The sequence below is a fragment of the Algicola sagamiensis DSM 14643 genome (assembly GCF_000374485.1).
Lineage (GTDB): Bacteria > Pseudomonadota > Gammaproteobacteria > Enterobacterales > Alteromonadaceae > Algicola > Algicola sagamiensis.
Window position 1 is genome coordinate 22,334 of sequence record NZ_KB894499.1, and the last position, 26,123, is coordinate 48,456.

General features: G+C 44.3%; 29 protein-coding genes. 6 read left to right on the forward strand and 23 right to left on the reverse strand.

Going from position 1 to position 26,123, the window contains the following annotated elements:
• Positions 1-73: 73 nt before the first annotated feature.
• Positions 74-250 (forward strand): hypothetical protein, encoded by a 177-nt coding sequence (locus C505_RS24365; protein WP_018693090.1) that lies wholly within the window; start codon positions 74-76, stop codon positions 248-250.
• Positions 251-348: 98 nt separating this feature from the next.
• On the opposite strand, the gene C505_RS0113190 is transcribed toward C505_RS24365, so the two are convergent.
• The 20 genes from C505_RS0113190 to C505_RS0113285 form a co-directional block, all read right to left on the reverse strand.
• Complete coding sequence (locus C505_RS0113190) at positions 349-873, reverse strand: hypothetical protein (RefSeq protein ID WP_018693091.1); 525 nt, start codon at positions 871-873, stop codon at positions 349-351.
• A 67-nt stretch (positions 874-940) separates the two neighbouring features.
• A complete protein-coding gene (locus C505_RS0113195) occupies positions 941-1,465 on the reverse strand; it encodes a hypothetical protein (RefSeq protein WP_018693092.1) in 525 nt (174 codons plus the stop codon).
• A 96-nt stretch (positions 1,466-1,561) separates the two neighbouring features.
• Positions 1,562-2,749 (reverse strand): anthrax toxin-like adenylyl cyclase domain-containing protein, encoded by a 1,188-nt coding sequence (locus C505_RS22370; RefSeq protein ID WP_018693093.1) that lies wholly within the window; start codon positions 2,747-2,749, stop codon positions 1,562-1,564.
• 291 nt (positions 2,750-3,040) lie between these two features.
• Positions 3,041-3,235, reverse strand: a complete 195-nt coding sequence (locus C505_RS24370; protein ID WP_157369033.1) for an HAD family hydrolase — start codon at positions 3,233-3,235, stop codon at positions 3,041-3,043.
• Between the two features lie 22 nt (positions 3,236-3,257).
• A complete protein-coding gene (locus C505_RS0113210) occupies positions 3,258-3,644 on the reverse strand; it encodes a VOC family protein (RefSeq protein ID WP_018693094.1) in 387 nt (128 codons plus the stop codon).
• Between the two features lie 75 nt (positions 3,645-3,719).
• Positions 3,720-3,989 carry a flagellar biosynthesis protein FliQ gene (gene fliQ / locus C505_RS0113215; RefSeq protein ID WP_018693095.1) on the reverse strand — a complete coding sequence of 90 codons (270 nt, stop codon included), beginning with the start codon at positions 3,987-3,989 and terminating at the stop codon, positions 3,720-3,722.
• A 1-nt stretch (position 3,990) separates the two neighbouring features.
• The gene (fliP, locus tag C505_RS0113220; protein WP_018693096.1) at positions 3,991-4,749 is read right to left on the reverse strand and encodes a flagellar type III secretion system pore protein FliP; all 759 of its coding nucleotides are present in this window, start codon (positions 4,747-4,749) and stop codon (positions 3,991-3,993) included.
• On the reverse strand, positions 4,746-5,162 hold the full coding sequence (fliO, locus tag C505_RS0113225) for a flagellar biosynthetic protein FliO (RefSeq protein ID WP_018693097.1): 417 nt from the start codon (positions 5,160-5,162) through the stop codon (positions 4,746-4,748). The genes fliP and fliO overlap by 4 nt, the downstream gene beginning before the upstream one ends.
• 74 nt (positions 5,163-5,236) lie before the next feature.
• A complete protein-coding gene (fliN, locus tag C505_RS0113230; RefSeq protein WP_018693098.1) occupies positions 5,237-5,644 on the reverse strand; it encodes a flagellar motor switch protein FliN in 408 nt (135 codons plus the stop codon).
• Positions 5,644-6,747 carry a flagellar motor switch protein FliM gene (gene fliM / locus C505_RS0113235; protein ID WP_018693099.1) on the reverse strand — a complete coding sequence of 368 codons (1,104 nt, stop codon included), beginning with the start codon at positions 6,745-6,747 and terminating at the stop codon, positions 5,644-5,646. The genes fliN and fliM overlap by 1 nt, the downstream gene beginning before the upstream one ends.
• Positions 6,748-6,753: 6 nt before the next feature.
• Positions 6,754-7,275, reverse strand: a complete 522-nt coding sequence (gene fliL / locus C505_RS0113240; protein WP_018693100.1) for a flagellar basal body-associated protein FliL — start codon at positions 7,273-7,275, stop codon at positions 6,754-6,756.
• 99 nt (positions 7,276-7,374) lie between these two features.
• Complete coding sequence (locus C505_RS0113245; protein WP_083938346.1) at positions 7,375-9,006, reverse strand: flagellar hook-length control protein FliK; 1,632 nt, start codon at positions 9,004-9,006, stop codon at positions 7,375-7,377.
• A 93-nt stretch (positions 9,007-9,099) separates the two neighbouring features.
• Positions 9,100-9,540, reverse strand: a complete 441-nt coding sequence (gene fliJ, locus C505_RS0113250; RefSeq protein ID WP_018693102.1) for a flagellar export protein FliJ — start codon at positions 9,538-9,540, stop codon at positions 9,100-9,102.
• Complete coding sequence (gene fliI / locus C505_RS0113255; RefSeq protein WP_018693103.1) at positions 9,537-10,883, reverse strand: flagellar protein export ATPase FliI; 1,347 nt, start codon at positions 10,881-10,883, stop codon at positions 9,537-9,539. Before fliI ends, fliJ begins: the two co-directional genes overlap by 4 nt.
• A complete protein-coding gene (fliH, locus tag C505_RS0113260) occupies positions 10,883-11,689 on the reverse strand; it encodes a flagellar assembly protein FliH (RefSeq protein ID WP_018693104.1) in 807 nt (268 codons plus the stop codon). The genes fliI and fliH overlap by 1 nt, the downstream gene beginning before the upstream one ends.
• A 10-nt stretch (positions 11,690-11,699) precedes the next feature.
• The gene (gene fliG / locus C505_RS0113265) at positions 11,700-12,734 is read right to left on the reverse strand and encodes a flagellar motor switch protein FliG (RefSeq protein WP_018693105.1); all 1,035 of its coding nucleotides are present in this window, start codon (positions 12,732-12,734) and stop codon (positions 11,700-11,702) included.
• Complete coding sequence (fliF, locus tag C505_RS0113270) at positions 12,727-14,415, reverse strand: flagellar basal-body MS-ring/collar protein FliF (protein ID WP_051090610.1); 1,689 nt, start codon at positions 14,413-14,415, stop codon at positions 12,727-12,729. The genes fliG and fliF overlap by 8 nt, the downstream gene beginning before the upstream one ends.
• A gap of 86 nt (positions 14,416-14,501) precedes the next feature.
• Positions 14,502-14,837: a flagellar hook-basal body complex protein FliE gene (gene fliE / locus C505_RS0113275; RefSeq protein ID WP_018693107.1), complete on the reverse strand. Its 336-nt coding sequence runs from the start codon at positions 14,835-14,837 to the stop codon at positions 14,502-14,504.
• A 222-nt stretch (positions 14,838-15,059) separates the two neighbouring features.
• Positions 15,060-16,394: a sigma-54-dependent transcriptional regulator gene (locus C505_RS0113280; protein WP_018693108.1), complete on the reverse strand. Its 1,335-nt coding sequence runs from the start codon at positions 16,392-16,394 to the stop codon at positions 15,060-15,062.
• Positions 16,391-17,470, reverse strand: coding sequence for a sensor histidine kinase (locus C505_RS0113285; RefSeq protein ID WP_157369036.1), 1,080 nt, complete (start codon positions 17,468-17,470; stop codon positions 16,391-16,393). Before C505_RS0113285 ends, C505_RS0113280 begins: the two co-directional genes overlap by 4 nt.
• A gap of 312 nt (positions 17,471-17,782) precedes the next feature.
• Between C505_RS0113285 and C505_RS0113290 the strand changes: the two genes are divergently transcribed.
• Positions 17,783-18,535 (forward strand): hypothetical protein, encoded by a 753-nt coding sequence (locus C505_RS0113290; RefSeq protein WP_157369038.1) that lies wholly within the window; start codon positions 17,783-17,785, stop codon positions 18,533-18,535.
• Positions 18,536-18,619: 84 nt separating this feature from the next.
• On the opposite strand, the gene C505_RS22380 is transcribed toward C505_RS0113290, so the two are convergent.
• Positions 18,620-19,411 carry a DUF481 domain-containing protein gene (locus tag C505_RS22380; RefSeq protein WP_018693111.1) on the reverse strand — a complete coding sequence of 264 codons (792 nt, stop codon included), beginning with the start codon at positions 19,409-19,411 and terminating at the stop codon, positions 18,620-18,622.
• Positions 19,412-19,565: 154 nt separating this feature from the next.
• On the opposite strand from C505_RS22380, the gene C505_RS22385 reads away from it, so the two are divergent.
• From C505_RS22385 to C505_RS0113320, 4 genes are all read left to right on the forward strand, one after another.
• Positions 19,566-20,315 carry a chemotaxis protein CheW gene (locus C505_RS22385; RefSeq protein WP_018693112.1) on the forward strand — a complete coding sequence of 250 codons (750 nt, stop codon included), beginning with the start codon at positions 19,566-19,568 and terminating at the stop codon, positions 20,313-20,315.
• A 91-nt stretch (positions 20,316-20,406) separates the two neighbouring features.
• Positions 20,407-21,315, forward strand: coding sequence for a cation diffusion facilitator family transporter (locus tag C505_RS0113305; RefSeq protein WP_018693113.1), 909 nt, complete (start codon positions 20,407-20,409; stop codon positions 21,313-21,315).
• Between the two features lie 191 nt (positions 21,316-21,506).
• Positions 21,507-22,853, forward strand: a complete 1,347-nt coding sequence (locus tag C505_RS0113315) for an amidohydrolase (RefSeq protein ID WP_018693115.1) — start codon at positions 21,507-21,509, stop codon at positions 22,851-22,853.
• 57 nt (positions 22,854-22,910) lie between these two features.
• Positions 22,911-23,645, forward strand: coding sequence for a TIGR00266 family protein (locus tag C505_RS0113320; RefSeq protein ID WP_018693116.1), 735 nt, complete (start codon positions 22,911-22,913; stop codon positions 23,643-23,645).
• A 72-nt stretch (positions 23,646-23,717) separates the two neighbouring features.
• Here C505_RS0113320 and C505_RS0113325 read toward each other — a convergent pair whose 3' ends face one another.
• Positions 23,718-25,199 carry a hypothetical protein gene (locus C505_RS0113325; protein ID WP_018693117.1) on the reverse strand — a complete coding sequence of 494 codons (1,482 nt, stop codon included), beginning with the start codon at positions 25,197-25,199 and terminating at the stop codon, positions 23,718-23,720.
• A gap of 69 nt (positions 25,200-25,268) precedes the next feature.
• Complete coding sequence (gene fghA / locus C505_RS0113330; protein WP_026317955.1) at positions 25,269-26,111, reverse strand: S-formylglutathione hydrolase; 843 nt, start codon at positions 26,109-26,111, stop codon at positions 25,269-25,271.
• Positions 26,112-26,123: the final 12 nt, after the last annotated feature.

Below are 26,123 nucleotides of genomic sequence, written 5' to 3' on the forward strand. Positions count from 1 at the left end.
CAAAAATAAGTTTATATTTCGAACGAGTTCTATTTTCATTACTTCTGTAGAGAGTCAATTGATTACATATTGAATGAAACGGAAACTCGGCGCTGAACTTCCTAAGACAGCCATTCTAGAAAAGCTATTTGCACAAAGTCGTCTTGCTGTTCAAGAAGATCAGGCAGGAGACATCTTGCTTGGCATATTAGGTGTCAAGGCGCAGTTAGAAGAGCAATTACAGCAGTACTATGGGAGTATATCGCTGTGATATCTCCCGTTTATACAGTCATCACGACATGAGAAGGCTTCGTGTGCTCACAAGAACTGACTGACAAAAAAGTGATTACATTACGAATACATAAACCATCAGCACGCTTTCGGGTTTCTGTATGACATATTTTCGCCAACTTCAAACACTAAACAAGTGAATGCTCTTTGAGCAGGAGTGTATATATTATTGCCATCATCTGGATCAGTTGAAAGTGTCCATCCTCGATTATCATCATTATTTCCCCATTCCAGTAAACTCACCGGAAAACCATGGATTAATTTAAACATGACCACATGGTCAAGCCAAAAGCTATTGGCTCCGGATGCTTGAACTTTTAACTGCTTCACTTCATCGTATTCAGCGTTAGTGACCAGATCATTAAAACCGACCGTGTTCCCTGGAGAACAAAGATTTTTTGAGGGGACTTTCGTATCACTCACAATGGGCCTATCGTATGCGTCATACAAACTCACCGTGATGTAGTCTGGCGAATCACTCCAATGTGGGGCATTATTCTTTCCACTGCAATCCAGAGCAATAACGGTTAGTGCAAGACTCTCGGCAGCAAAACAAGATATAAAAAAATAAAAAAGACTTTTGATTAAGTGATAATGACTCATCGTTTATTTCCTATTTTTTATTTTGAGAAGTAATCATAGCTCACTGAGTCGAGTACATAGTTTTAACTTACAAAACCGCCTGAAACTGATTTTTATTGGACAGAATCAGTCGCTTTTTCTGTCCCATTTTGATGATATGTACAATGTTATGATGATTGGCTCCATTTGCAAACGCATCAATTGTAACCTGCATTCCTTCCAACATTTTAGGTGGTTTTTCAATCTCAAATACAACGGTTGTTTCGTGCTGGCCTATGTCTACATGCTTCAATTTTAAATCCAACCGATGATTCGCTCGCCTGCTGTTCACATTGTACAAATGAATATGCGATTGCAGATAAAAAACGAGCTTTTGCTTCTGTTCTTCTCCCGATAAATGCTGAAATGGAGGTGCTCCTTCTTTTTTATTGAATTGAGTCACAACCGTTGCCTGGGCCAGGGACACAACTAAAGTTAGCTCTTGTGGTGTATGTTCCAGGCGGTAAAAAGAAATAAAGGCACTATGCGCAACACCGACTTCTGCCCATATCAATAATATCAGTCCAAAGAAAAATCGATGGGTAGAATTGAGTAAGTTTTTCGTATTTTCCATACATAGTTCTACATGATTTTTTACCTATAATTAATACACCGAGAAATGAGAGGCAAACAAATTTACAATCATTTACTTCCATATGCTGAGATATTCTTAAAGGGTCATTTCCTTTTCTTTCCAATAGTTTATCGTTTCACGAAAAGCTGGGCGCTGGGCATCACGAACACCTTCTTCCCATAGTGGGTTTTGTGGCACATGAAAACCATGATCTTTTGCCTGCTCAATGAAGTGAATAAATGCTTCCTTATTTTCAATGGTCAGGATTGGGTGCTGCCAATCTCCAAATGGACGCGGAAGAAACAGCGTCATCGGATAATTTGCACTGGGATCCGCCGCTGGGCTATGTGCATCCATATTATGGTGTACAACCTCTCGTCCTGGTTCACACCCCATCGCCTGATTTAAAGCACCAATCATGTTTTTCACCCGTTGAGAAGCATTACCAATATTTGGATCTTCTCCAGCATAAAACGCACTCACATTGTCCTTGAATGTCTGCAATGCTTCAGGCAAAGGATTCTTATATTTTTCCATCTGATTTAAAAATGCATCATGACTGATCCACTTAATCGGTGGTAAATCTTCCGAGTCAAATTTTTCCATTGGTGGCGCAACCATCATCAAGTCATAGTCCGCTGTTAAAGGCAAACCACTCTCTGGCTGACAAAGAACTTCAACAGGCACTTCCTTCCCATCTTTCAACTGAAAAATTTGTGACTGTCCTGAATTTTCATCTAGCTGAGCAAGCTTAGCGATAAAGGTGTATTCTGCGCCACTTGGACCTTTGGCAAAAAACCTATTCCCCTGCTTTTCCAACATGCCTTTCTCAAAAAGTGTTTCTAAACGGCTTTGGCTGATCACGAGCGGGCCAGAAACTGCATGCCCTTCTTTCAAGCAAGCCTTTACTTTATGACTAAATACATTTGCTCTGACGTTGCCCTCTAGCTTACTCAACCGCTGATCAACAGGAATAAATCCTGCCATCGGTCCCCAGGATGCACTTTTTCCTTTGATATGAAAGTTCTTGGTCGGTAAACCTTCTTCCACAAGTTGTGTTGCTAAAGGATCGACGGGACGAAAGGCGATAATATTCCCCGTTTCTTTTGCAAACTTTGCTAAAGCAAGTTGGTGTTTCTCAGTAATTCCAGATGTGACGGTATGGATGGTGACAGGTTCTACCTCTGTTGTTTTTTCTGTTTTTGATAAGTCAACAATCCCCTCAGGTTCGCTAGGGGTCGTGAGAAACAGGATTGGTGTCCCTGTTATATTTGACAACAACATTTTATAATTCTTATTTCTTAATCGTTTTACATCAAGTGAACACCTTACCCGATATCAAAACAAAAGTGAAACAGAATAGAAACAAATATGTTAATCTAGCTCAGAACAAATCAGCTCAACGCCTACCTATTTGCACCAATCGGCTAGGTGACATCCAAATAAGCAGATACAACGATAACTCGATCTCCTGCATCCAAATGCCACAAAAGCCGCGCCATTGCGTGAGACCTCAGCACTGTTTGTAAATACTCACTTGCATATGCTCCTGTTTGCTCACGAAGTTGATTCACATTAAACCCACGTAAACCAAACCGCTCGACGCAAAACCGTTCCAGAAATAAAGCCAGCTCGATAGCCAACAATAACGGGTAGTAAGAGAGGATATCCCCATAGCCGCCGATGCTTTGGGATCACAGCGCGGAGAAATGGTGAAAATGTATCTGAGAACGTAAGCGTGCCATCAAAATCGAACAATGCGAGATTCACTGTTACGAAACTTCCATGTGCTTTAAACTCGCCAAGGAGGATTGACCCGGTTCTCACCAGCATGATAGAGAATGATTTCGTATCCCATCGGATCGAGCAAACAAGCTTCTCGCCATAACCAACGTTCATCCTGAGGCATGGACATAAATTCAAACCCAACTTGGAGCATCTCATCAACTTTTTTATCGAGCTGCTCTGCATCCGGAAACTCAAAATAAATGGAGACACCATTGGGATCTAAAGGTGTGTCTTTTGAGACGAGACTGAGTGAAAAAGTAGCATCGCCTTGTGGGCAGTGAAAACGAAGGTAGTGCGGGGTATCCACTATCAGCGTAAAACCCATTTTTTGATAGAAGGTTTTTGAAATCTCAAGATCATAGGACTTGATTGTGACTTGGTTTAAATTCATCAAATTTCCCTTTTATGTTTATTCTCAAAGAGAATAATCAGCGTATCAGGGTGCTGGTTTAAGTACAAGCCTACATCAACCCAACACAGACGGGATCCGCTCTATCAGCTCGATAGTGAATTGCATGATCTGACGTGTGATCCAATGGCCCCCAACAATCAGGGCCATCAAAGTGACCAGTAGTCTTGGTAGGAATGATAATGTTTGTTCGTTAATCGAGGTGGCGGCTTGGAAGATGGACACGATCAGGCCCACCACCAAACTTGGGAGAATGATCGCGCTGACAAGCAAGATCACAAGGTATAACGAGTCACTCAAAATATCGACAAAGACTTCTGGTGTCATATTAAGTTCCTAGTCCAAAGCTCGTTGCCAATGTGCCCATCACGAGATTCCAGCCATCCACCAACACAAACATCATCAGCTTGAATGGTAGGGATACTATCATTGGAGATAGCATCATCATACCCATTGCCATCAATACACTCGCAACAACTAAATCAATGATCAGAAAAGGAATAAACAACATAAACCCGATCTGGAATGCCGTTTTAAGCTCACTGGTGATAAACGCAGGAATGATCACTGTCATTGGTAAATCAGCAGGCGAATCAACTTGATCATAGCCCGCAATTTGCGCAAATGTGTCTAAATCTTTGATGCGTGTTTGAGAGAGCATAAACTCCTGAACTGGAATTTTTGCTGTTTTCAACGCTTCTAATGGCTTCAGTTCTTCATTTATGTAAGGCTGGATCGCGGTTTCATGAACTTCATTAAATACCGGGGACATGATAGAGATACTTAAGAACAAAGAAATGCCAATCAGTATTTGGTTTGAGGGAGATTGTTGCAAGCCAATTGCTTGACGAAGGATCGCAAGCACAACCAGAATGCGGGTAAAGGAGGTCATCATGATCACGGCTGCCGGGATAAAGCTGAGCGCCGTCATAATCGCCAGAATTTGTAATGTGACCGAATAATCCTGTCCACCACCTGGATTTGGTGTCACAGTGATTGCTGGGATCCCTGTTGGCGGAGCAGCAAAAGCGCTCCATGAGCACAAGAGCAGCCCGCCAATCAACCAGAAAAAGCTTCGCCGACTCATGGTCGCTTCCCTAGTAACTGCTCCAAGTCAAATGCCTTCTTAAACTCTTTTGGCTCAGGCTTTTCCAATGGTTCTTCAATTGGGAATAAGTAATTGATATTTTGTCCTGTGATCCCAAGCGCGTGTTGTTTTCCTTGAACCTCAATGACGATAATTTTTTCTTTTGCACCAAGTGGTAAGGTACTGATGATTTTCATCCCCTGTTGTCCGGGCATTGCCAAGTTAAATCGCTTCATTAAAGAAGCAAGACCAAGGATCAATCCAATAATGAGCAAGAGAGAAACAAGCATCATCCCAATATCAGGTAAAGCTTTGGTCGGCTCTGCCCAAGCAGGTGTACTTCCAATGCCTAAAATAAGAAAGAAAATGTGGGAAAATTCTATCCTTAGCGCACTATATTTTTTTGTTTTCATACTCTTTTAATTTTCAAATTATTTTTATGTCTTTACCGTTTTCGTTTTATGCTAGATGTATATGTGTTTGACAACTAGCGTAATTTCTTGATTCTTTCGATCTGGCTAATGACATCCGTTAAACGAATACCGAATTTATCATTGACGACAACAACTTCACCATGGGCAATTAAGGTGCCATTGACAAGAACATCCAGTGGCTCACCTGCAACGCGGTCCAATTCAACGACTGATCCCTGGTTTAACTGGAGCAGATTTCGAATACTAATTTTTGAGCGTCCGACTTCCATCGAAATCGTCACGGGAATATCTAAAATCGTGTCCAGCTTGCGCTTTTCTTCTGCGGTGATGGGTGCAGATTCTTCCGTTAATTCTTCAAATTCTGCAATCTGGGCTTCATCGCCACCCCCTTCCTCATCGCCACCTTCGGCTTCGGCCATCGCCGCTGCCCATTCATCCATCGTATCTTGGTCATCACTCATTACCATTCACCTTCTGACTGATCATCTGACAACTGAAGATCTTCCGCCAATACCTCAAGCTCGGAATCGCTGTCCAAACGCTTACCTCCTTTGGTCAGTACATGAAGCTCAGACTTCACAGATTCTGGACGTTTGATTTTCTCAATGACCTTCGCTGCAAGGCTGTCTCGACTCCGACCAAGGATCGCACGGTACGTGGGAAGTTCTTCAACAAATAAAGTTAAGTGTTCCGGCATATCGACCGGGATTACATCGCCTTCCTTGAGATCCATGATTTGCTGCAAGCTTAATTCAAAGTCCAGAAGTTTCGTTGTGATCTCAACATCAACATCCATGATTTCATCTCGAAGTGCTTTACTCCAGCGTAAATCCGTATCTTGTTTATCACTTTGAACCCCTGCATCGAGCAATTCACGAATCGGCTCCAACATTGAATAAGGAAGAGAGACATGAAAGTCACCACCACCACCATCCAGCTCGATATGAAACGAACTGATGACAACAACTTCAGTCGGGCTGACAATGTTCGCCATGGCAGGGTTGACTTCCGAGTCTAGATATTCGAAAGAGACATCCATCACGGGTGCCCAGGCTTCTTTGTAATCTTCAAAGATGAGTTTGAGCAACATCTGTATGATCCGTCGCTCAGTTGGCGTAAATTCCCGGCCTTCAATTTTTGCGTGATATCGACCATCACCACCAAAGAAGTTGTCCACAAGGATAAACACCAGTCGTGCTTCCATCGTGATGAGTCCAGTCCCTTTGAGTGGACGAAAGCGCACCATATTCAAACTCGTCGGAACAAACAATGTATGAACATATTCCCCGAATTTGATCATCTGAACACCGTTGATCGAGACTTCAGCCGTCCGGCGCATCATATTGAACAAGCTGATCCGCATATGCCGAGCAAAGCGCTCATTGACAATTTCCAGTGTCGGCATCCGTCCCCGGACAATCCGATCCTGTGATGAAAAGTCATAATCGCTCGCGGGCCTGCCTGGCTCACCATCTGGACCGCCGCCTTCTTCCTCTTCAACATCATCGACGCCATGAAGTAGCGCATCAATCTCGTCTTGGGAAAGTAAATCACTAACTGCCATAAGCCCCTACTGCAACACAAATCCAGTAAATAAAACGCGTTCAACTACCTGAGTGCCCGCGACGTCTTTCATTTTCGATTGAACATCAGACAACGCTTTCCTTCTTAAAGCTTCTTTGCCCGCCGTTGTACCAAGTTCATCCGCGCTCGAACCACTAAATGTGCCGAGCAACGTACTCTCTATCAAGGGTATATGCTGTTGAGCCGCTTCTTCGTTTTCGTCACCACGGACCATTAACTGAACCTTTATCTGAACCAATCGGTCCCGGTTCGACCCTGGCACATTAAACACAAATGGGCGCGGCATCGCGACATAGAGCGCGGAGCCTGTCTCGGCCCTTGGTGTTTCTTCCTGCGTTGTTTCTTCAGCCAAGTTTTCTTCTGGTGGTGGAGGGTCCCCCCCCATCAAGAAAAATGCAGCTGCACCACCACCTACCAATAACACAACCACAGCAATGATGATGATCAGCTTCTTACTGCCCCCTTCTTCGGCATCTCCTATTTCGAGATCCTGTCCTTCATCAGCCATGAATTAATCCCCATAAAGTGTCATCTAAGAAAACCAACCCGATCCTATAAATAGTTTGACATCTTTTGGTATAAAAACAATGTCTTATTCCAGTAAAAATCAGGCATAGAAGTCAATCCCTGTCGGGGATAGCATCTGTGAATATTCTGGATCCAGTATCCCCTCAAGTGCTTCTGTTTCTTCTGTAAACAATCCATCTGACTGACCTGAATATGAATCTTCTGCCTCTTCTTCATTCCCAGCCTGTTTTTCTTCCTGATGCACAGAACTTTCACCCAAGTTAACCCCTTGCTCTTCCAGCATTTCTTTCAGCTTCGGCAGGGTTTGTTCCAATACTTCTTTTGCTTGTGGGTTTTGAACTGTGAACTGAACAGACGCCTGATCATTCGAAAGATTGACTTTAATTTGCATGCTGCCAAGCTCCGGCGGATCAAGGCGAATATCTGCCACACCATTTTGCGTTTGCAACATCACCATTACCTTGTCACGAAGACTGATCCCAGTTGCCAGCTCCGTGCGTGTCATCAGCTCTGCTGCTCGATGAATATTTTCTGCTTTCGCACTTGGCTGCATCGAGCGAGGAAGTTGCTGTTCTGCACCACGACGAATAAACTTTAAAGCTTGCAACACATCCGGATCTTCTTCACCAGATAACTGACCCGATAACATACTTTGTGTCTCCCCTTTCAGGAGTCGAGCTTGCGCAGGTTCCAGTTGCTTTAACATTGCAGCTTCATCTTCTTCGCTCATCCCATCTTGCGCGGCAACATCCGTGAAATCCTCATCACCTGCTTGTTCATCCCCTTTTAATTGTTGTAAAACAGGATTCACATCTGTTGATTTCGCAGAACTGGACTTCTCTTCACCTTTTCCTGTTGCTTTGGTCTCTTTTCTCAACTCACTCATTAAAAATTGACCAAACCTGGGTGCTTGACTCTCTGCGTCCTCATCTCCTTGTGTTTGCTGATTCTGTGCTTTTGATTCTTCGTTTAGTCTTCTTTCCAGTGCGACCAACTGCTCTTCTGCTGACAAGCCATTTGCCTGTCCATGTTCATCATTTGCTTGTCCTTGTTCATCATCATTTCTGACGTTCATTTCCTTGACAATATGACCAAATTCATCCCGTTGGATGTACTTCACTATCACTTCTTCATCATCCTGCGATTCTTCTTGATCGCTCTTCACTGCTTTTGCCACAACCTGAGAAATCAACGTTTCCGAAGCGTCCTCAGACATCTCTTCTGACTGTTCACCAGCTTGCTCCAACAGAGCAAGAATTTGGTCCACATTATCTGTGACGACTTTACTTTCATCTCCTTGCTCTGTCGGTTCAGCTGTCTCCTGAGCTTCCATGTCTTTTTCTGCTTGATTATCCTGCGATTGTTGTTCCTGGTTATCTTTCTCCTGTGTATCCCGATCTTGCTCAGCCCGATCAGGTTGTTCGGTTTCTTTTACTTCTGATCTTGTCTCATTTTTTTGTGCATCAGGCCGCTCAACCTCATGTGATTTCGGCCCATCCTTATCCCGTGATTTAAGCGGTTCATTTTCCTTTGGTTTTGCTCTATCTTGCTGAATATTTTTCTGCCGCTCTGGGGCTTGCTGCTGTGTATTTTCACGCGCAAGTACACGCCCAAAAGAGTCACTTTGCTGTGTTTGCACTGGCTTCGGTGGTTCAACTTTTCCAATATTGCTCAACTGTGCGACTGGATCGATAGAAATCATATGCTTCATAAGAGACCCCACATCCAAAATTACGGATTATTTCGTTGCTAACATTCATGCAGTGTTTATCTAACGAGCAATATTCGGGCCAATATTTAAACATTAGCGTTCAGGATGGCGAATAAATCGCTGCGTCGCGTATTCATCCATAATTTTTTGCTCTTCTTTTGCAAACAACTTTTCCTGTTCCTGACGCTTTTTTTCTAATAAATGCTCAACTGCTTTACGTCTTTGTTGTTGTTCTCGCCATTGTTGGATCCGTTGGTCAACCACCATTTTTAGCCGTCGTAAGACCTCTCCTTGTTGTACAACCGCCTTATCCAAGCTATCAATAAACTGTTGAAATGCATTCATTTGCTGGGCAGAAACACCACCTTGTGCTCGGTGGTGAATTTCCTGCATATAATCCAATCGATAGGACTCGATGCCTTTCATTTTTTTTTGTTCCGCAAGGAGTTCTGCACGTGCTTCTTGCAAATACTTTGCTTTTTCATCTTCTCGTTCTTTCTCAATGCGAAGAACCAACTCTAGTTGCCTAGTCACCCTGCAACCTCAGGTTCAACCAGAGAACCGACTAAAGACACGAGACTTTCGAGTCCCTCATCATAAGGAACGATTTCGTGCATTTCTTGCTGTAGTAGTCCGTTCATTTGCGGCAACATTTGGATCGCCAAATCCACAAGTGGGTTACTTCCTGCCGCATAAGCGCCTATCGAAATTAAATCTCGACTTTGCTGATAAGCACTGTAGAGCTGCTTAAATGCACGCATATGACGTTGATGTTCCAAACTCGTGACCTGTGGCATCACACGACTGACGGATCGCTCGATATCAATTGCCGGATAATGACCGGAATCAGCAAGATGTCTGGATAACACAATATGCCCGTCGAGGATCGCTCTTGCCGCATCGGCAATTGGATCCTGCAAATCGTCGCCTTCTGACAACACCGTATAAAAAGCAGTAATGGAGCCTTGTCCCTCTCCGCCATTACCGGCACGTTCCACAAGCGTCGGCAACTTGGCAAATACAGATGGTGGGTAACCTTTGGTTGCAGGTGGTTCACCCACGGCCAAGGCTATCTCCCGCTGAGCCATCGCATATCGGGTAATTGAATCAACCAATAAAAGAACATTCATCCCCTGATCGCGATAGTATTCCGCCATTGCCACTGCCGTTTCACATCCTTTTAGACGCATCAAAGGTGAGTTATCAGCGGGTGAAGCAACAACAACAGCTCGATTTCCGCCTTCTTCTCCCAAACTTTCCTCAATAAACTCTTTGACTTCTCGACCCCGCTCACCTATTAAACCAACAACAATGACATCCGCATTGGTTCCTCGGGTCATCATACCGAGAAGTACACTTTTACCCACACCACTCCCAGCAAAAAGCCCCATCCGTTGTCCCTGGCCAACAGTCAGCATCGAATTGATGGCCTTCACTCCTGTATCGAGCGGTTCAGAAATGGGTCGGCGAGTGAGTGGGTTAATGTTCTTTTTCATTTGCGGGAGTCGAGCGCTTGCTTTGAGTGGTCCTTTACCATCTAAAGGATTTCCAACAGCATCGACGACACGACCGAGCAACTCCATGCCAACAGGTATGCCTTCAAGGTTGAGTTGTGGAACAACTTTCGCACCAGGTAAGATCCCCGCCGCTTCCTCGTAGGGCATCAAAAACAGATTCTCCCCTGAAAAACCGACAACTTCTGCCTTGACTGGGCCATTCATCGACTCAACCAGACATAAACTACCCAATGGCGCCTTACAACCAATTGTTTCAAAGGTTAAGCCAACAACACGGGTCAAACGCCCAGACGAAACAGGTGTCGTTGGACGGACAAAATCCTGATATTTATGAAGACGTGAGGCAAGCGTTAACGGCATTACTTCTCTTCCTCTTTCTCAATCCCTGATGATTTGAGGAATTCGTAAATGGAGAGACGAACCCGCTCACAGATCGTGCGATCAATGACAGAACGATGACTTTCTACAATACAACCGCCGCGTTTTACATGCTCATCAGGTACAAGGTGCCACCCTCTGTCTTCCAGCTCCTCTTCTGTATATGCTTCCGTGACAAAGGCAAAATCTTCTGGGTTCAGCTTGATTTCACACTGTGCATCTGCAATTGGCAGTGCTGTAACCGCTTGTTCAATCGCTTTTTTGACAATTTCAGCATTGACTTCAATTTCAATATCAACAACCGCCTCAGCAAGTGACGTCGCTAAGTAAACCAGCTCTTGTTCTACCGCATCATCCAGTTCCCGAAGAGGATGCTGTAAGTCTTCAGCAAGGTGAGTAAACAAAGATTTTCGTTCTTCGATTTCCGGCTGAGCTTCTTCCCAAGCCGTCTGCTTTCCTTCTGCCAGCCCTTGGGTCATGCCATCTTCATAGCCTTTTTCACGGCCTTCCTGGTATCCCTCTTCAAAGCCCTTTTCTTTGCCTTCTGCAAAGCCTTCTTCATATGCTGCCTGACGGATCTCTTCAATTTCTTCCGCGGTGGGCGGCTTGAGCTCTTCCTCTTCTTCCTCTTCTACATAAAAGGATTCGATCGTTTTACCAAGCACATTACTGACACGATCATCATGCTTATTAGCAATTTTTTCGTATTGCGGCAATTTCCACTTTTTCAGTATTTCTAACAATTCGTCCGATTCTGGGATAGGCTTTGTGCCTTTGATTTCTGCCATCTATACAACCTTACAAGAATTCTTCACCGCCACCGCCGCCAAGCATGATCTCACCTGCATCTGCAAGACGTCTGGCAATGGACAGAATTTCTTTTTGCGCCGACTCCACTTCACTGACTCGCACAGGCCCCATCGCTTCGAGGTCATCAGCCAGCATTTCCGCAGCACGTTTGGACATATTTTTAAGCATTTTCTCTTTGACACCTTCATCTGCACCTTTAATCGCACGCATTAGTACATCCTGTTGTACTTCACGCAGGATTGCCTGAATGCCTCGATCATCCACATCGATCAAGTTGTCAAAGACAAACATGAGATCTTGAATTTGTTGCGACATTTCTTCGTCTTGTTCACGAATAGAGTCCATCAACTGGCCTTCGATATTGGTATCGAGGTAGTTCATGATATCTGCTGCAGCTTTCAGACCACCCATCTTCGCGGCTTGTGCACCTGCTTGACCTGCGAACTGTTTCTCCATGATTTCATTCAATTCTTGGAGTGCTGCTGGTTGCACTTCCTCTAAGTTGGCAATCCGCATCGTCAGATCAAGACGAACTTTTTCGGGGAACTGCCCAATAATTTCTGCGGATTGTTCTGGCTCAAGGTAAGCTAATACAATAGTTTGAATTTGCGGGTGCTCATTACGAATGATATTAGCAACCTGCTTCGAGTCCATCCACTTCAAGGAGTCAAGGCCCTTCGCACCACTCCCCATCACGATTTGTTCAATCAGGTTACCCGCTTTTTCTTCACCCAGTGCAGCGGTTAATGCTTTCTTGATGAATTCTTCACTCTGGAATCCGATGGTACTGAAGTTTTGGATCTGTTCGATAAACAAATTATGTACAGCAGTGATTTTATCCTGGCTTAAATCATCGATACTCGACATCGCCAAACCCACCTTTTGCACCTGTTTTGGCTCAAGGTGTTTCAGGATCTGCGCAGCATCTTCCTCTGATAAACTGAGCAATAGGATTGCCGCTTTTTCTATGCCTTCCAGCTTCGTAACATCAAACGCCGGGGCCGCCTTTTCTTCATCACTCATCTTCAATTAACCATGATTTTACCACTTGAGAGGACAGTTCAGGCTCATTCGCAACCAATGCCCGAACTGCTTTTAATAGATCTTCATTACCATGTAAGTCAGGTAATTGCAGTGTTCCGTCTGCACCAAATCCAATCGCGGACGAATCAAAATCTTGCTGCAACATATCAATTGTGTCATCACCTAAGTCTACGCCTAAGGATAATGCATCTTCGCTGTATTCGGAGGTATCCTCAGGATAAATCAACTTACGAAGCATCGGTCTGACTGCGACTAGGATCAACACGACAACAATCAGCGCTGCACCAAGCCATCTGGCCGCTTCGATGATCATCGGATCTTGATAGAATGGCTTGATTTCCTCTTGTGGTTCTTCCACTCGAACAAATGGAATCGTCACCACTTCCAGCGAGTCCCCACGCTGCATATCAAAACCGATTCCTCCCTGTAATAGACGACGAATGCTTGCGAGTGATTCTTGAGACCGTGGAAGACGCTCTGGCGCAGCCGCTTCTCCTTCTCCTTCGCCTTCACCCTCACCTTCCTTCTTGGGTGCTAAAACATAATCAACAGCAACAGAAACACTTAAACGACGGATCACACCTGTTTGCTGGCGTGTATGACTAATGGTGGTGTCCAACTCAAAATTTCGAGTTGCTTCTTTACGAGAACTACCAGGGACGGCGCCGCCACCCTCTGACTTTTTGGCCCTTTCAGGAATAGATGAATCAACTGGAGGTTGATTGGTCAGGGCGCCAGGGATCCCCCTTGCCGCACCACCAATGCTGTTATCTTCGATTGTCATTTCAGAACGAACAGCCGGTAAATCTGGGTTAAATCGCTGCTTCGTTTCTTCCACTGACGTAAAATCCATCGTGATATCAACTTGCGCGGTGTAATTTCCCAAACCGACGATTGGGATCATGATGGAATCAATTTTTTGCAGGTATTCCTGCTCACGTTTTTGTTCGATTTCATATTCTTTTCTCGAACGAGCAGAAATAGAGTCTTGCGAACCGGAATTGAGTAAACGACCATTTTGATCGGTGACTGTCACCCGAGCAGGCACCAACCCTTGAACAGCTGATGCAATAATATCAACAATCGCATCGACTTCTTCACCAGAGAGCATGCGACCTTTCTTAATGGTCACAACAACTGTCGCTGATGGTTTTTTTCTGTGACGGGCAAAAATATTCTCTTTTGGCAGTGCAAGCAGCACTCGCGCCTTGGTAACATTCTTTAACTCTTCAACAGTGCGTGCGAGTTTTTTCTCACGGCTATGCTTTAAGCGTTCTAATTCCAATCGTTGGCTGACACCAAACCCTTGCTCAGCCATCAATATGGCTTCCCCTTCTTCTTTAGGGCCTTCATCCAAACCATCCCGTGCCATCATCAACTTAATATTTTGATGTTCCTTTGCGATCACCTCCACTTTGTTTCCAGCAAGCTTATATTCCATTTCGTTTGCTTCTAAAAAGTCGAGAACTTTGATGAGTTCCTCTGTATCGTATTTGCCAAGTGGACGATAATCAGGCTGGTTGGCCCAGAACATAATCGCGATGACAATCGCAACACAGATCACTAAGGCAATCACCAAAGTCACTTGACGCAAAATATCGACATTACTTAAGGCATTCATAAACCCGGACTTCTGCTCCTGATTCGGAGGGGAGTCCATACCTGGGTCTGGAAGCGCTAATTCGTTATCTAAATCTGCCACAATATTTCCTCGACTTTGGGACACATCTTCATAAACTTCACCGATTAAACCGGCATACTCATAATTTCTTTATAAGCTTCAACCAACTTATTTCTGACCTGAACCGTGGCTTCAAAAGCAATACTTGATTTTTCTTTTGCAATCATTGCTTCAGCCAATGAAACAGAGCGGTCTCCCATTTCTACAGCGGTGACCATTGATTTTGCGTATTGCTGCGTATCATTGACTTTATCAATCGCATTTTTCAGCATGTCGCCAAAATCAGCTTTCGAAGGATTGATTTCAGTCGGGGGTTGAGCAGGGCGATCTTGGGGTAAGCCAGTTGCTTGGGTCGCCATACTTTGCATCTGTGAATACAAGTCACTTGCCTTGATTTCCATCCCACATTCCTCCGCGTCAAAAAAATTACACAGCAGAATTGATGCAGCTATCGTGCCAAAAAAAGTTGTTATTTTTTAATCATTTAAAGTAGAAAAGATGTGTACTATCATCTGAAGCACATATCGGAAGACATAACACTTGATTTAGGTACATCGCACATCCCAGGCATAGTACACATCCCAGGCATAGTACACATCCCAGGCATAGTGCACATCGTTTGGCTAGGCAGGCACTTTGACACCAGCATCACGCATCTTCGCGATTTTATATCGGAGGGTTCTTGGACTGATGCCAAGCTTTTCAGCAACAGTTTTACGACTTCCACCATATTGTTCCAACGCTTGCAGGATCATACGGCTCTCCTGCTCCTTCAGCTCATTCTTAAATGGGTTTCCTGTTTGATCATGCGACTGAGACGCTATCATTGCTTCTTCATGTTCAATCAGGATATCCGTCGCGTGGATCATAGGTTGTGACGTCAAAATCAGCGCACGCTGGATCACATTTTCCAGCTCTCTCACATTCCCTGGCCATTGATATTGCGTCAGTCTTCTCTTTGCATCCTCCGAGAGTTCAGGCGCAATTCTGCCCTGTTGTTGACTATGCTTAGCCAGCAATCGCTCTGCAAGTGGAACAATATCTGCTGGACGCTCTCCTAGTGGCTTCCACGTCAGTGGAAAGACATTCAAACGATAATATAAATCTTCTCGAAATAGCCCATCAGCGACAGCATCTTTCAGCACTCGGTTACTTGTTGCAATAATACGAACATCAAGCTGAATCGCCTTACGTCCACCTAGGCGCTCAACTTCCTTCTCCTGAAGTACGCGAAGTAATTTTGTTTGAAGGTTTAAGTCCATTTCAGTAATTTCATCAAGCAGAATTGTGCCCCCCTGAGCTTGTTCAAACTTGCCAGGACAGGCATTGACAGCACCCGTAAATGCGCCTTTTTCATAGCCAAATAAGGTTGCTTCCAACATATTTTCTGGGATTGCAGCACAGTTGATAGCGATAAAAGGGCCTGTTGCACGATTGGAGTGATCATGGATGTAGCGGGCGAGCACTTCTTTACCAGAACCACTGGGTCCTAATACCATTACACTGGCATCCGAGACTGCAACTTTCTTCGCAAGTATCAATAATTGTTTCGAAGCATTATCTTCTGCAACAGGCTCTTGGGACTCGACTTTTTGTGCTGGAACATGTTGACCGATGACATTGACCAAAACTTCCGGTGAAAATGGTTTAGTCATGTAATCAATCACGCCTTGACGCATGGCATTGACTGCATCATCAACTTTAGCGAAAGCAGTCATAATGATCACAGGGATAGACTGAGGTAACTGCTTGATTTCGTCGAGTAGCTCCATCCCATTCATACCCGGCATGTTCACATCCGTGATCACCATATCAATCCTTTGACGAGATAAAATTTGTAATGCTTCCGCAGCTTCTCCAGCTTCAACGCAATGATAACCTGCCAGCATTAAAGTATCGACAAGGGCTTCGCGTAAAGCCTGATCATCCTCGACAATCAATAAACGTGACTGTGTCATGCGACATCCTCCTGCGTATCTTCGATCGGTAGCCAAAATTGCATTTTTGTACCGAATTTTTGCTCAGGACAAATTCTAACTCCCCCTTGATGGGCAGTCGCAACGGTTCTAACAACCGCTAATCCAAGTCCAGTCCCGTGGGACTTCGATGTATAAAAAGGTTCAAAAACTTTATCGTGCATTGACTGTGGAATACCCACCCCATTATCAATCACTGAAATGATCACTCTATCAGCCATCAATTCTGTTTGAATACGGATCACAGGTGTATTTTCTACCGCATGCAGACTATTTTGGATCAAGTTCTGCAATGCACCGGATACCGCAACCTGATTGACGCACAGCATCACTTCTTCATCTGGCACTGAGATTCTTAGTTCACCCTCATATTGCTTCACCCCAGCTTCTGCATCCGCACAAACTTGAGAGAGTAAAGATTGTAAACTGACCGATTCAAGGACTTGTTCAGTCCCACTTTTTGCAAACAACAGCATATCGTTGACTTGCTGCTCCAATGCGTGGAGTCTCTCAACTAATTTGGACTGAAAGCGCTCTCGCGCAGACTCGGTAATTCGTTGGTTGTTTAAGTTTGATGCGTATAACATCGCAGCAGACAAAGGGGTTCTCACTTGGTGTGCAAGAGACGCCACCATATTCCCCAATGATGATAATCGTTGCAGATGAGAAATTTTGTCCTGGAGCATTCGACTTTGAGTGACATCGGTTAATAATATCAGCTGCCCTTGTTGAAGCGGCTGAAGCGAGATACTGACCCGCCTCCCGTCAGCGAGCGATACTTCATACCCATCATCATCTCTTGGGGAAAATGCGCGTTGAATGATCGTCGTCCACTGCTCGCCCACCAATGGTTCTTCCAACATATCGATTGCTGCCTGATTCACTTGGCGAATATGACCTGAAGGGTCCAAAACAACGACTCCAGCTGGAAGCACATCCACAATTTCTTGCCAAATCCGCATCATTTCATCCGCTTCATCAGTGGGATGATCGAGCGCAGAAAAACCATCAAGAGAGACAACATCAGTAATGTCTTTCGGAAAATTTGAATCAAACACAGCGATCTCCAGTGCCACATAACTTTTCTAGCGACACTTATACAAGAGTCATACCATGTTTATTTTTTCTTTTTATTCAAGTATTTAGATTTCAATGACAAATTATTGACGCAAAATGTTCAAGTCTCAGAATCGCAAAATACGTAACAAGAAGCAAGCATGCATTGGACTTAAAATCCAAACTTAAGAATGATTTACCTATCATAGAAAATCATTATAGTAACCGAGTTTACCGAAGTTCCATTTGAGGTATACCCACACTCAGGTATGCCACTTTTTTATGAAAATAAAACCAATCAAAAAGAGTACATCATGAAAAAAAATATTCTCCTCTGCCTCATGCTCGGTGCCACCAGCCAGGTTGCAATTGCTGGTTCATATACCAAATACGATAAAATGGATTTCGGGTTCAATAACTGTAATGTACAGTTCGGTGAGCTGCATCGCAGTGTCACTGAAGAAGATATGATTAAACTTGCCGCAGAAGCAAACGCCTATGGATTTACTTACCACCCAAGCTTACGCTACGGTAAAGTGATGATTGGTCAATACCCTGCTGGTTGTCAATCTCCATCCAATGAATCCTGGCCGCTCTATTTATCTCGTGATCGTAACTATAAAAAAATGGATTTTGGCTTTAATCGTTGCGATACCAACTGGGGTCCACTTCACACAAATATGACTGAAGAAGAGATGATTGCACTGGCGACACAGCAAAATGCTGAAGGGTTTACATATCACCCAAGTCTTCGTTACGGCCGAGTGTTGAATGGGACTTATCCTGTCGGCTGTCAGTCACCAACAAATGAATCTTGGCCGCTCTACCTTTCACACTACCGAGATTACAAAAAAATGGACTTCGGTTTTAACCGATGTAATGTTTCCTGGGGTCCCCTGCAAAGACGCACAACTGAAGCGAACATGATTGCTTTAGCAGAGGCAGCAGATGCTGAGGGCTTTACTTTCCATCCATCGCTCAAGTATGGACGAGTTCTTGTGGGCGAGTACCCAGCAGACTGTCAGTCTCCATCCAATGAATCTTGGCCGTTATATCTGGATCAATAATATCCTTCGAGCCACAGCGAAAACTGTGGCTCATCAAAAACCATAGAGCAAACTCTCACAACAGAGCAGCGGCTCTCGTCTTTTTTAACCAAACGTATAGACGATGGTCACAGACGTTTCTGTATCCAACTTCTCTTTATCTTTTTCTGGAGAGGTGTTGTGCTTAAATGAATAGCTCAACTTCATCGCCAATGATGAGTTGAATTTTGATACGAGTGAAAAATCCATATTGCTCTGCACGTTGCTATCTCTGCCATTGCCACTTCGAAGTGGCAGCTTTGATGAAGCGGTGTGCTTAAATGAAATATTGGGATTGAACTCATGTTCGAAAGTACTTGCTACACGTACAAGTGTACCAGCGCGGGTTGAGCCATCGTCATTTTTGCCATAACGATAACCTGGACCCAAATCAAAGTCGAACGTTGTTTCATCCGTTTCGTAAAAACGACGGCTATAACCAATGGAGAATGTCGATTCGTATTTTAAACCACTAAATCGATCATCTTCATAAGAGCCGTAAACGAATAACGCTTCACGTTTATTTTCAAGCTTGTAATTCGATTGGCCTGAGATAAACCATTTCTGCGACGTTGTTGTTTCCTGCTCGACTGTTTTGGATTCTCCATTACTTTCAACGGTTACTTCCTTTCGGTCGCGCTTCGCACCACCTTTAAAGACGAATTGATTTCGCCAATATTCTAAATCCTGAGTATAATCAACGGCCAACTTGATTGATTTTGTATTTGTATTCCCAGACGTTGTCATTAAACCAAATTCAGAAGAAAGTTTGCTTTCTCCCTCTTCTGCATTCGCAACAGATACGGCTAAAATATTCAATACCAGCCCAGTACAAAGACTTAACTTCAAAAAACGCACAACTTACCCTCCAAAAACAGAAGAATGCATTTTAACGGAAAAATAAGGAAATAGAACCAGATAAAATAGGTGAAAATAAATTTCCTGTAAAAATACTCATCAAGCTGATGTTTAGGCTATATTTTTAACAATCTCAGCTGACAGGTCTGGAAAAATGGACTTAGTAAATTTCAAAGTTGGATGTAAGTATATCGCACTGAATATTCTTGATATTCTTCTCACTGAACGATACGAAGATAACCTGACAAACTTGCCCTGTGATAATGCTTGCTTCGTTGGTGTGAAGGAGTTTATGAACGTCCCAACGCCTGTGTTTGATATGGGATTATGGATGAACCGAACCACCACACAGGATACGAATACAAACCTGTTGAAAGAGCTGAGAGCCCATTTTGATGCATTTTCCCAACTAGAAGTTAGAATGACTGAAGAACAGATGGATGGTGAGAGCCTCAAAGCATTACAAGCGCTGCAAACTTGGTGTGATCAGTTTGAGTCGGATAATGAAGATTTGACCCAACTTATTGAGAAAACGACAAGCTTAGTGGCGCAGGGACTACAAATGTTGAATCATGAGTCATCTTCACAGCTGAAGCATTTGGTGGTTTCCCCTTTAATCCGAATTCTAGAAGCAGCCTGCGAGCATGTAGAAATCAGTTATAAACCAATTATTGTTTTCACGACGCTTGATGGGCAGACACCTTACCTAGGGCTTTTGGTTGATAAAGTCGAAGATAGTGTGAATATCAACGATGAAGAAATTAAACCCCTTGAATCCGTAACGCAGTTTAACCTAGAGCTAAGTGAGCAAACACGAAAAATGCTCAAAGGAATCGCCAATATTGGTGATAAGTACACATTACTTGTTAACCCCGCTGAGATCTTCCGCCCGGAAGTTGCTTAAATCCGCATTCGTTTATAATCACGTATCAATGAGTTGTTGGTGCTGTTAAAACATGCCATGATCTCAGTAAAAATAATGAGAGGTCATTTTTATGTCACAAGGCGCAGACTCGTTAAAGTCCATTCTCTATGCCTTGGCTGCAAACTTTGTCATTGCAATCGCAAAACTGGCAGCAGCTATCTATACTGGCGCAAGTTCGATGCTTGCCGAATCCATTCACTCCTTTGCGGACTGTGGTAATCAGGGTCTATTGATTTATGGCCTGAAAAAGTCAAAACGCCCCCCTTCATCTGAGCACCCGCTTGGTTACGGAAAAGTCATCTACTTTTGGTCATTCATTGTTGCACTCATGCTGTTTAGCATGGGGGGATTATTTTCAATCTATGAAGGCATCCATAAGCTGGATAGCACAGAAATGATCAAGTCACCTCTTGTCGCACTCGGCGTCTTACTATTTGGCATTATCGCAGAAGGTTTGTCCATGTATGGTTGTATCAAAGAGGTCAATAAAGATCGTGGCGACATGTCATTTTACCGTTGGTTCCGCGAAACACGAAAAAGTGAACTCATGGTGATTTTTGGTGAAGATCTAGCGGCATTATTAGGACTCGTTTTTGCTTTCGTTGCACTCTCGATGGCCATGGTTACGGGCAATCCATTCTATGATGCTATTGGTAGTATTTCGATTGGAGTCTTACTCATTGTTGTCGCCATTTTCATTGGGATCGAAGTCAAGTCCTTATTGGTAGGGCAAGGCGTAGAACCTCGTATCAAAGATAAAATGGTCAGCTTCTTAGAATCACAAGGAGAAATCGAGCAAGTCTATAATCTTGTTTCTTTACAAATGGGAAATGACATCATGGTTGCAATCAAAGCAAAAATGATTCGTACTGGTAGTGAAGATGCATTGGTGGCAAATATCAACCTTTGCGAAAGTCGCTTTAAAGCTGAATTTCCTGATGTTGTCTGGTTATTCTTTGAGCCTGATATCAAAGACTAAGACCTGTTGCCCAAGCTGCGACGTATACTGTCACCGTCAAGAGACATGATCGTAGCATAAGGAGAAAAGGTTGGTCATACAAGATGAATGACCAACCCTTGAAAGTATCGATTTTAAGCCATTCGTCGCACTGTAATTCAAGAAAGAGAGTGTCATAATTTGAATCCTGAATAGAAACAGGATTCTTGATCATGAAAGCAATATTTTTCTGTAGCTTGCTCAGTTGTGCCAGTTTTCTGAGTATTGCCAGCGCTTCTACCATCGAAACTGACCTCCCATACTTAAATCAGCTTTATCAAACTCTCCACCAGCATCCAGAAGTCTCATTTGAAGAAAAAGAAACATCAAAACGTTTGGTCAATGAGCTTCGCCAAATTGGTTTTGAAGTAACAGAACAGGTTGGTGGACATGGCTTTGTTGGTGTTTTCAAAAATGGACAAGGTCCAACGGTCATGCTCCGAACCGATATGGATGCATTACCAGTCCTCGAAAAAACAGGCCTGCCTTATGCGTCTAGAGCAAAGTATACCGATCAGGCAGGCAATACGCTTCATGTCATGCATGCCTGCGGCCATGATATTCATATGACAACTTTTGTGGGTGCTGCACGCTATCTCCATAAGCATCGTTCTGCCTGGCAAGGGACGCTTATCATGATTGGGCAACCTGCGGAGGAGCGTGGCCAAGGTGCAAAAGCAATGCTCGCAGATGGTTTGTTCGAGCGGTTTCCTCGTCCGGACTACAACCTCGCCCTTCACACTAGTGCATCACTACCCGCAGGTAAAATCGCCTATGCGCCAGAATGGGCGCTTGCGAATGTTGACTCAGTCGACATCACCGTCAAAGGCATTGCTGGCCACGGCGCGTATCCACATACAACAAAAGATCCGGTGGTCTTGGCCTCTCAGATCGTTCTTGCACTACAAACCCTGGTTTCTCGGGAAGTTTCACCTTTAGATCCAGCTGTTATCACGATTGGTTCAATTCATGGTGGAACGAAACACAATGTGATTTCCGATAAAGTTCAGCTTCAGCTCACGGTTCGCTCATATACAGATGCGGTCAGGAAACGCCTGTTATCGGGGATTGAGAGAATCGCCAAAGGACAGGCCATCGCTTTTGGGATCCCAGAAGATAAGCTTCCTACGGTAATTGTTGGCAATGAATCCATCCCTTCTGTGTATAATCACCCGACAATGGCGAAAGATATCGCAACTCACCTTGGCAAATACCTCGACCACCAGAATATTCATGAAACCCCACCTGTGATGGGCGGCGAAGATTTTGCATTATATGGCAGAGCCACACCAAATATCCCAAGTGTCCTGTTCTGGCTGGGCGCCGTAAACCCCGAAAAGTTTGAGCAAGCACAAGCGAAGAAAGCACAGCTTCCTTCGCTTCATTCTCCATATTTTGCACCCGATTATCAGCCAACCATCAAAACAGGCACAACTGCGCTGGTACAAGCGGCGCTTTACCTTTTCAGAAATAAGCCAAAATACCCAGATGATTTTCATGTAAAGTTTGCACAAAAGTGAATGTTTCAAGATAAGATAAGTCCAAGAACATTCATGGTGAGAATAAGGTAAAAACAAATGCAATGTCACGAAATAGACTACGAAATTCTGGGTGGTTCCATGCAGTTGGTCGAGGTGGAACTTGACCCAGGCGAATCCGTTGTCGCCGAAGCAGGAGCCATGACCTATATGGAGGACGGGATCCAATTTGAGACCAAAATGGGAGATGGCTCTGATGCAAACCAGGGTATTATGGGGAAACTCTTTAGTGCTGGGAAACGTGCGCTTACTGGTGAATCACTCTTTCTGACCCACTTCACGCATCGTGGGCAAGGAAAAAAGCGTGTCGCATTTGCAGCACCAGTTCCTGGTACAATTGTCCCCCTCGACTTATCTAAGATGGGCAACGAAGTGATCTGCCAAAAAGATGCGTTTTTATGTGCTGCACTAGGCACAAAAATCGATATCACCTTCAATCGCCGTATCGGCAGCGGCTTTTTTGGTGGCGAAGGGTTTATTTTGGAAAAGCTAAGTGGTGATGGCATGGCTTTTATCCAAGCAGGGGGGACCATCGTTGAAAAAGAACTCAATGGGGAGACATTAAGAGTCGATACAGGGTGCCTTGTTGCATTCTCTAGTGGCATTGACTACAACATCGAACTTGTCAGCGGATTAAAGAGTATGATTTTTGGTGGTGAAGGGCTTGTACTCGCAACTTTATCCGGTCATGGAAAAGTCTGGGTCCAAAGCATGCCATTCTCAAAACTTGCAGAAAAAATCCATTTGCAAGGGGTCAGCACAACAGATAGTTAGCCCCAAAAGCAGCCATTAGAAATTGAATGATTATCTAAAAAGGTGCGACATTTCAAGTCGCACCTTTTCGCTCTAGTTTGTAACTGGCGTGTAACGCACTGGCTCACGGACTGTTTTGTAGTTCAACGTTTCGATGGGACCAATGATCGTTGCCTCTGGATTTTCCACACCTCGCTGTGTATGGTACAGATCGACAAACTCACCATAAAACCCATTCGGGCTAATCTGATAATCTACAGATTTTGTACCAACACCTGCATTCCCCAAATACTTTGCTGGATCATTCCATGTTGCACCATCCAGATTCGTGGTGAGCTTGATATCAATCAGCACTGCATCACAAAGTGGCGTCACTTCTTCATAGTTGGTTGGCCAACCTGCACCACCGGATGTTTTTGGATATTCTGCCCAATCACCACCGCGCATCGGGCAAGCGCCGCCGCCCTGGAAGGAAGCTCGATCCGGGTGGTGGACACCGTAAAGCTTTGTGCCTGTCACACGTGTACTTTTCTTACCATTTGCTTTTTGCTCCAGATGAAAACGTGGCTGACGTGTTACATTGGTTTTTAAGTTACTTTCCCCGCGTATCTTGAGGTGTTGATAATATTCTCCATCTGGGCGAATGTATGAGAAGTCTCGGTTGTCTTTATTATCAAAAATAGCCGTAAGAAATAGGTACTTTTCATTGAAGAATGGACGCTCGATTAAGTAAAACTCCGCTTGCGTCTTTTGGGTATCAATTGCATACCAATCTACATCCGTGTCCGTTCCAGCATTCGCCCAAGCTCTTGCATCTTCAAATAAGCTTAACCGTAAGACATTGGTATAGTTTTCTTTAACATCTAAGCCTGCCCTTTTCCCAAGTGGCCCAACTTTGTTGGCCGCAGGCTGCGCAAAAGCAAAGTCCATCGCCTTCTTGGCATAGGGGTAACGGTGCGCAGACATCGTGCAATACCAATGTGGCAAATCAATCGGTACATGTCGTTGATAACGCCCCTGGTATTTTGGATGATGGATTGGCAAATCGATGTACTTTAACTGGCCATTTTCATCCAGACGATCTGCTGGATACTTGTAGCCGGTCCAACTCTCTTCTGGGAGATAATGACTATAACTGCTCTTGATCAACCGCTGATACTGTGCTGAGAAGATATCTGCGCCTTCTGGGATCCCTGGTGCCCCAGCTCGGCGATACTCTCGTACAGTCCCGTTATCTTGAACACGCCAAAGGCCATGCTTTCCTTCGCCAATCATGGTAAAGACCTGTTCCACGATATTCACAAAGCGATACGTATCATTGGTACTCATATAACCAGAATACACTGGAAGATGTGGGATTTGAGAATGTGTCTTCGTCGGGCGAGGGTCTAGATTGCTTGTGTAATAAAACGGGTCACCTTCGGTCAGGTCCATTAAATTTAGCTCATTCATTGGAAGAACTGCATCAAGTGGGATATTACAGCGTCCATCTGGGAAAGTAATCGCTGATGCATGAGCAATATTCAAACTGGCACAGCAAAGCCACGCTGCACCAAGGATTGAGCGTTTATTCATTTTAGAATTTCCGTTAAGCGGGGGCTCTCACCCCCAGGGTTACTTTGAGGTTTTTGAATGAAATCAGACTTACTTCAAATATTGCGCGTGGAATCTCAAGTGGTCTTCAATAAAACTCGCAATGAAGTAATAGCTATGGTCATAGCCAGGGTGCTGGCGCAGCTCAAGTGGGAAGTCACTTGCTTTTGCGGCTGCTTCAAGTGTTTCTGGCTTGAGTTCTTTGTCCAAAAACTCATCATCCAGTCCTTGATCAACCAATGCTGGGATGTGGTAAGCAGCATCCTTCATAAGTAGACTTGCGTCATAAACAATCCAAGCCGACTTATCTGCACCAAGGTAAGCTTGCATTGCTTTTTGGCCCCAAGGACATTGGGTTGGATTGCTAATCGGCGAAAACGCAGAAATGGATGTATAACACTCCGGATTACGGAGTCCAATCATCAACGCGCCATGCCCCCCCATCGAATGACCACTGATGGCTTTATTCGTCGTTACTGGAAAATTAGCTTCAATGATATTCGGTAACTCTTCTACCACATAATCGTACATGTGATAGTGATCCTTCCAAGGCGCTTGCGTCGCATTGACATAAAAGCCTGCACCAAGACCTAAGTCATATTTCTGCTCTGGATCGTCCGCGACACCTTCGCCGCGTGGACTTGTATCTGGGGCAACAATCGCAATCCCCAGTTCAGCAGCCAAGCGCTGAGCACCGGCTTTCTGCATAAAATTTTCATCGGTACAGGTCAATCCAGACAACCAGTACAAGACAGGCACTGTTTTTCCTTGCTGAACCTGAGGCGGTAAGAAGATGGCAAAGCGCATCTCACAATTGAGTGTTTCAGATTGGTGGCGATATTGTTTATGCCACCCCCCAAAGACTTTATTGCTACTGACATTTTCTAATGACATTGCAGCTTCTCT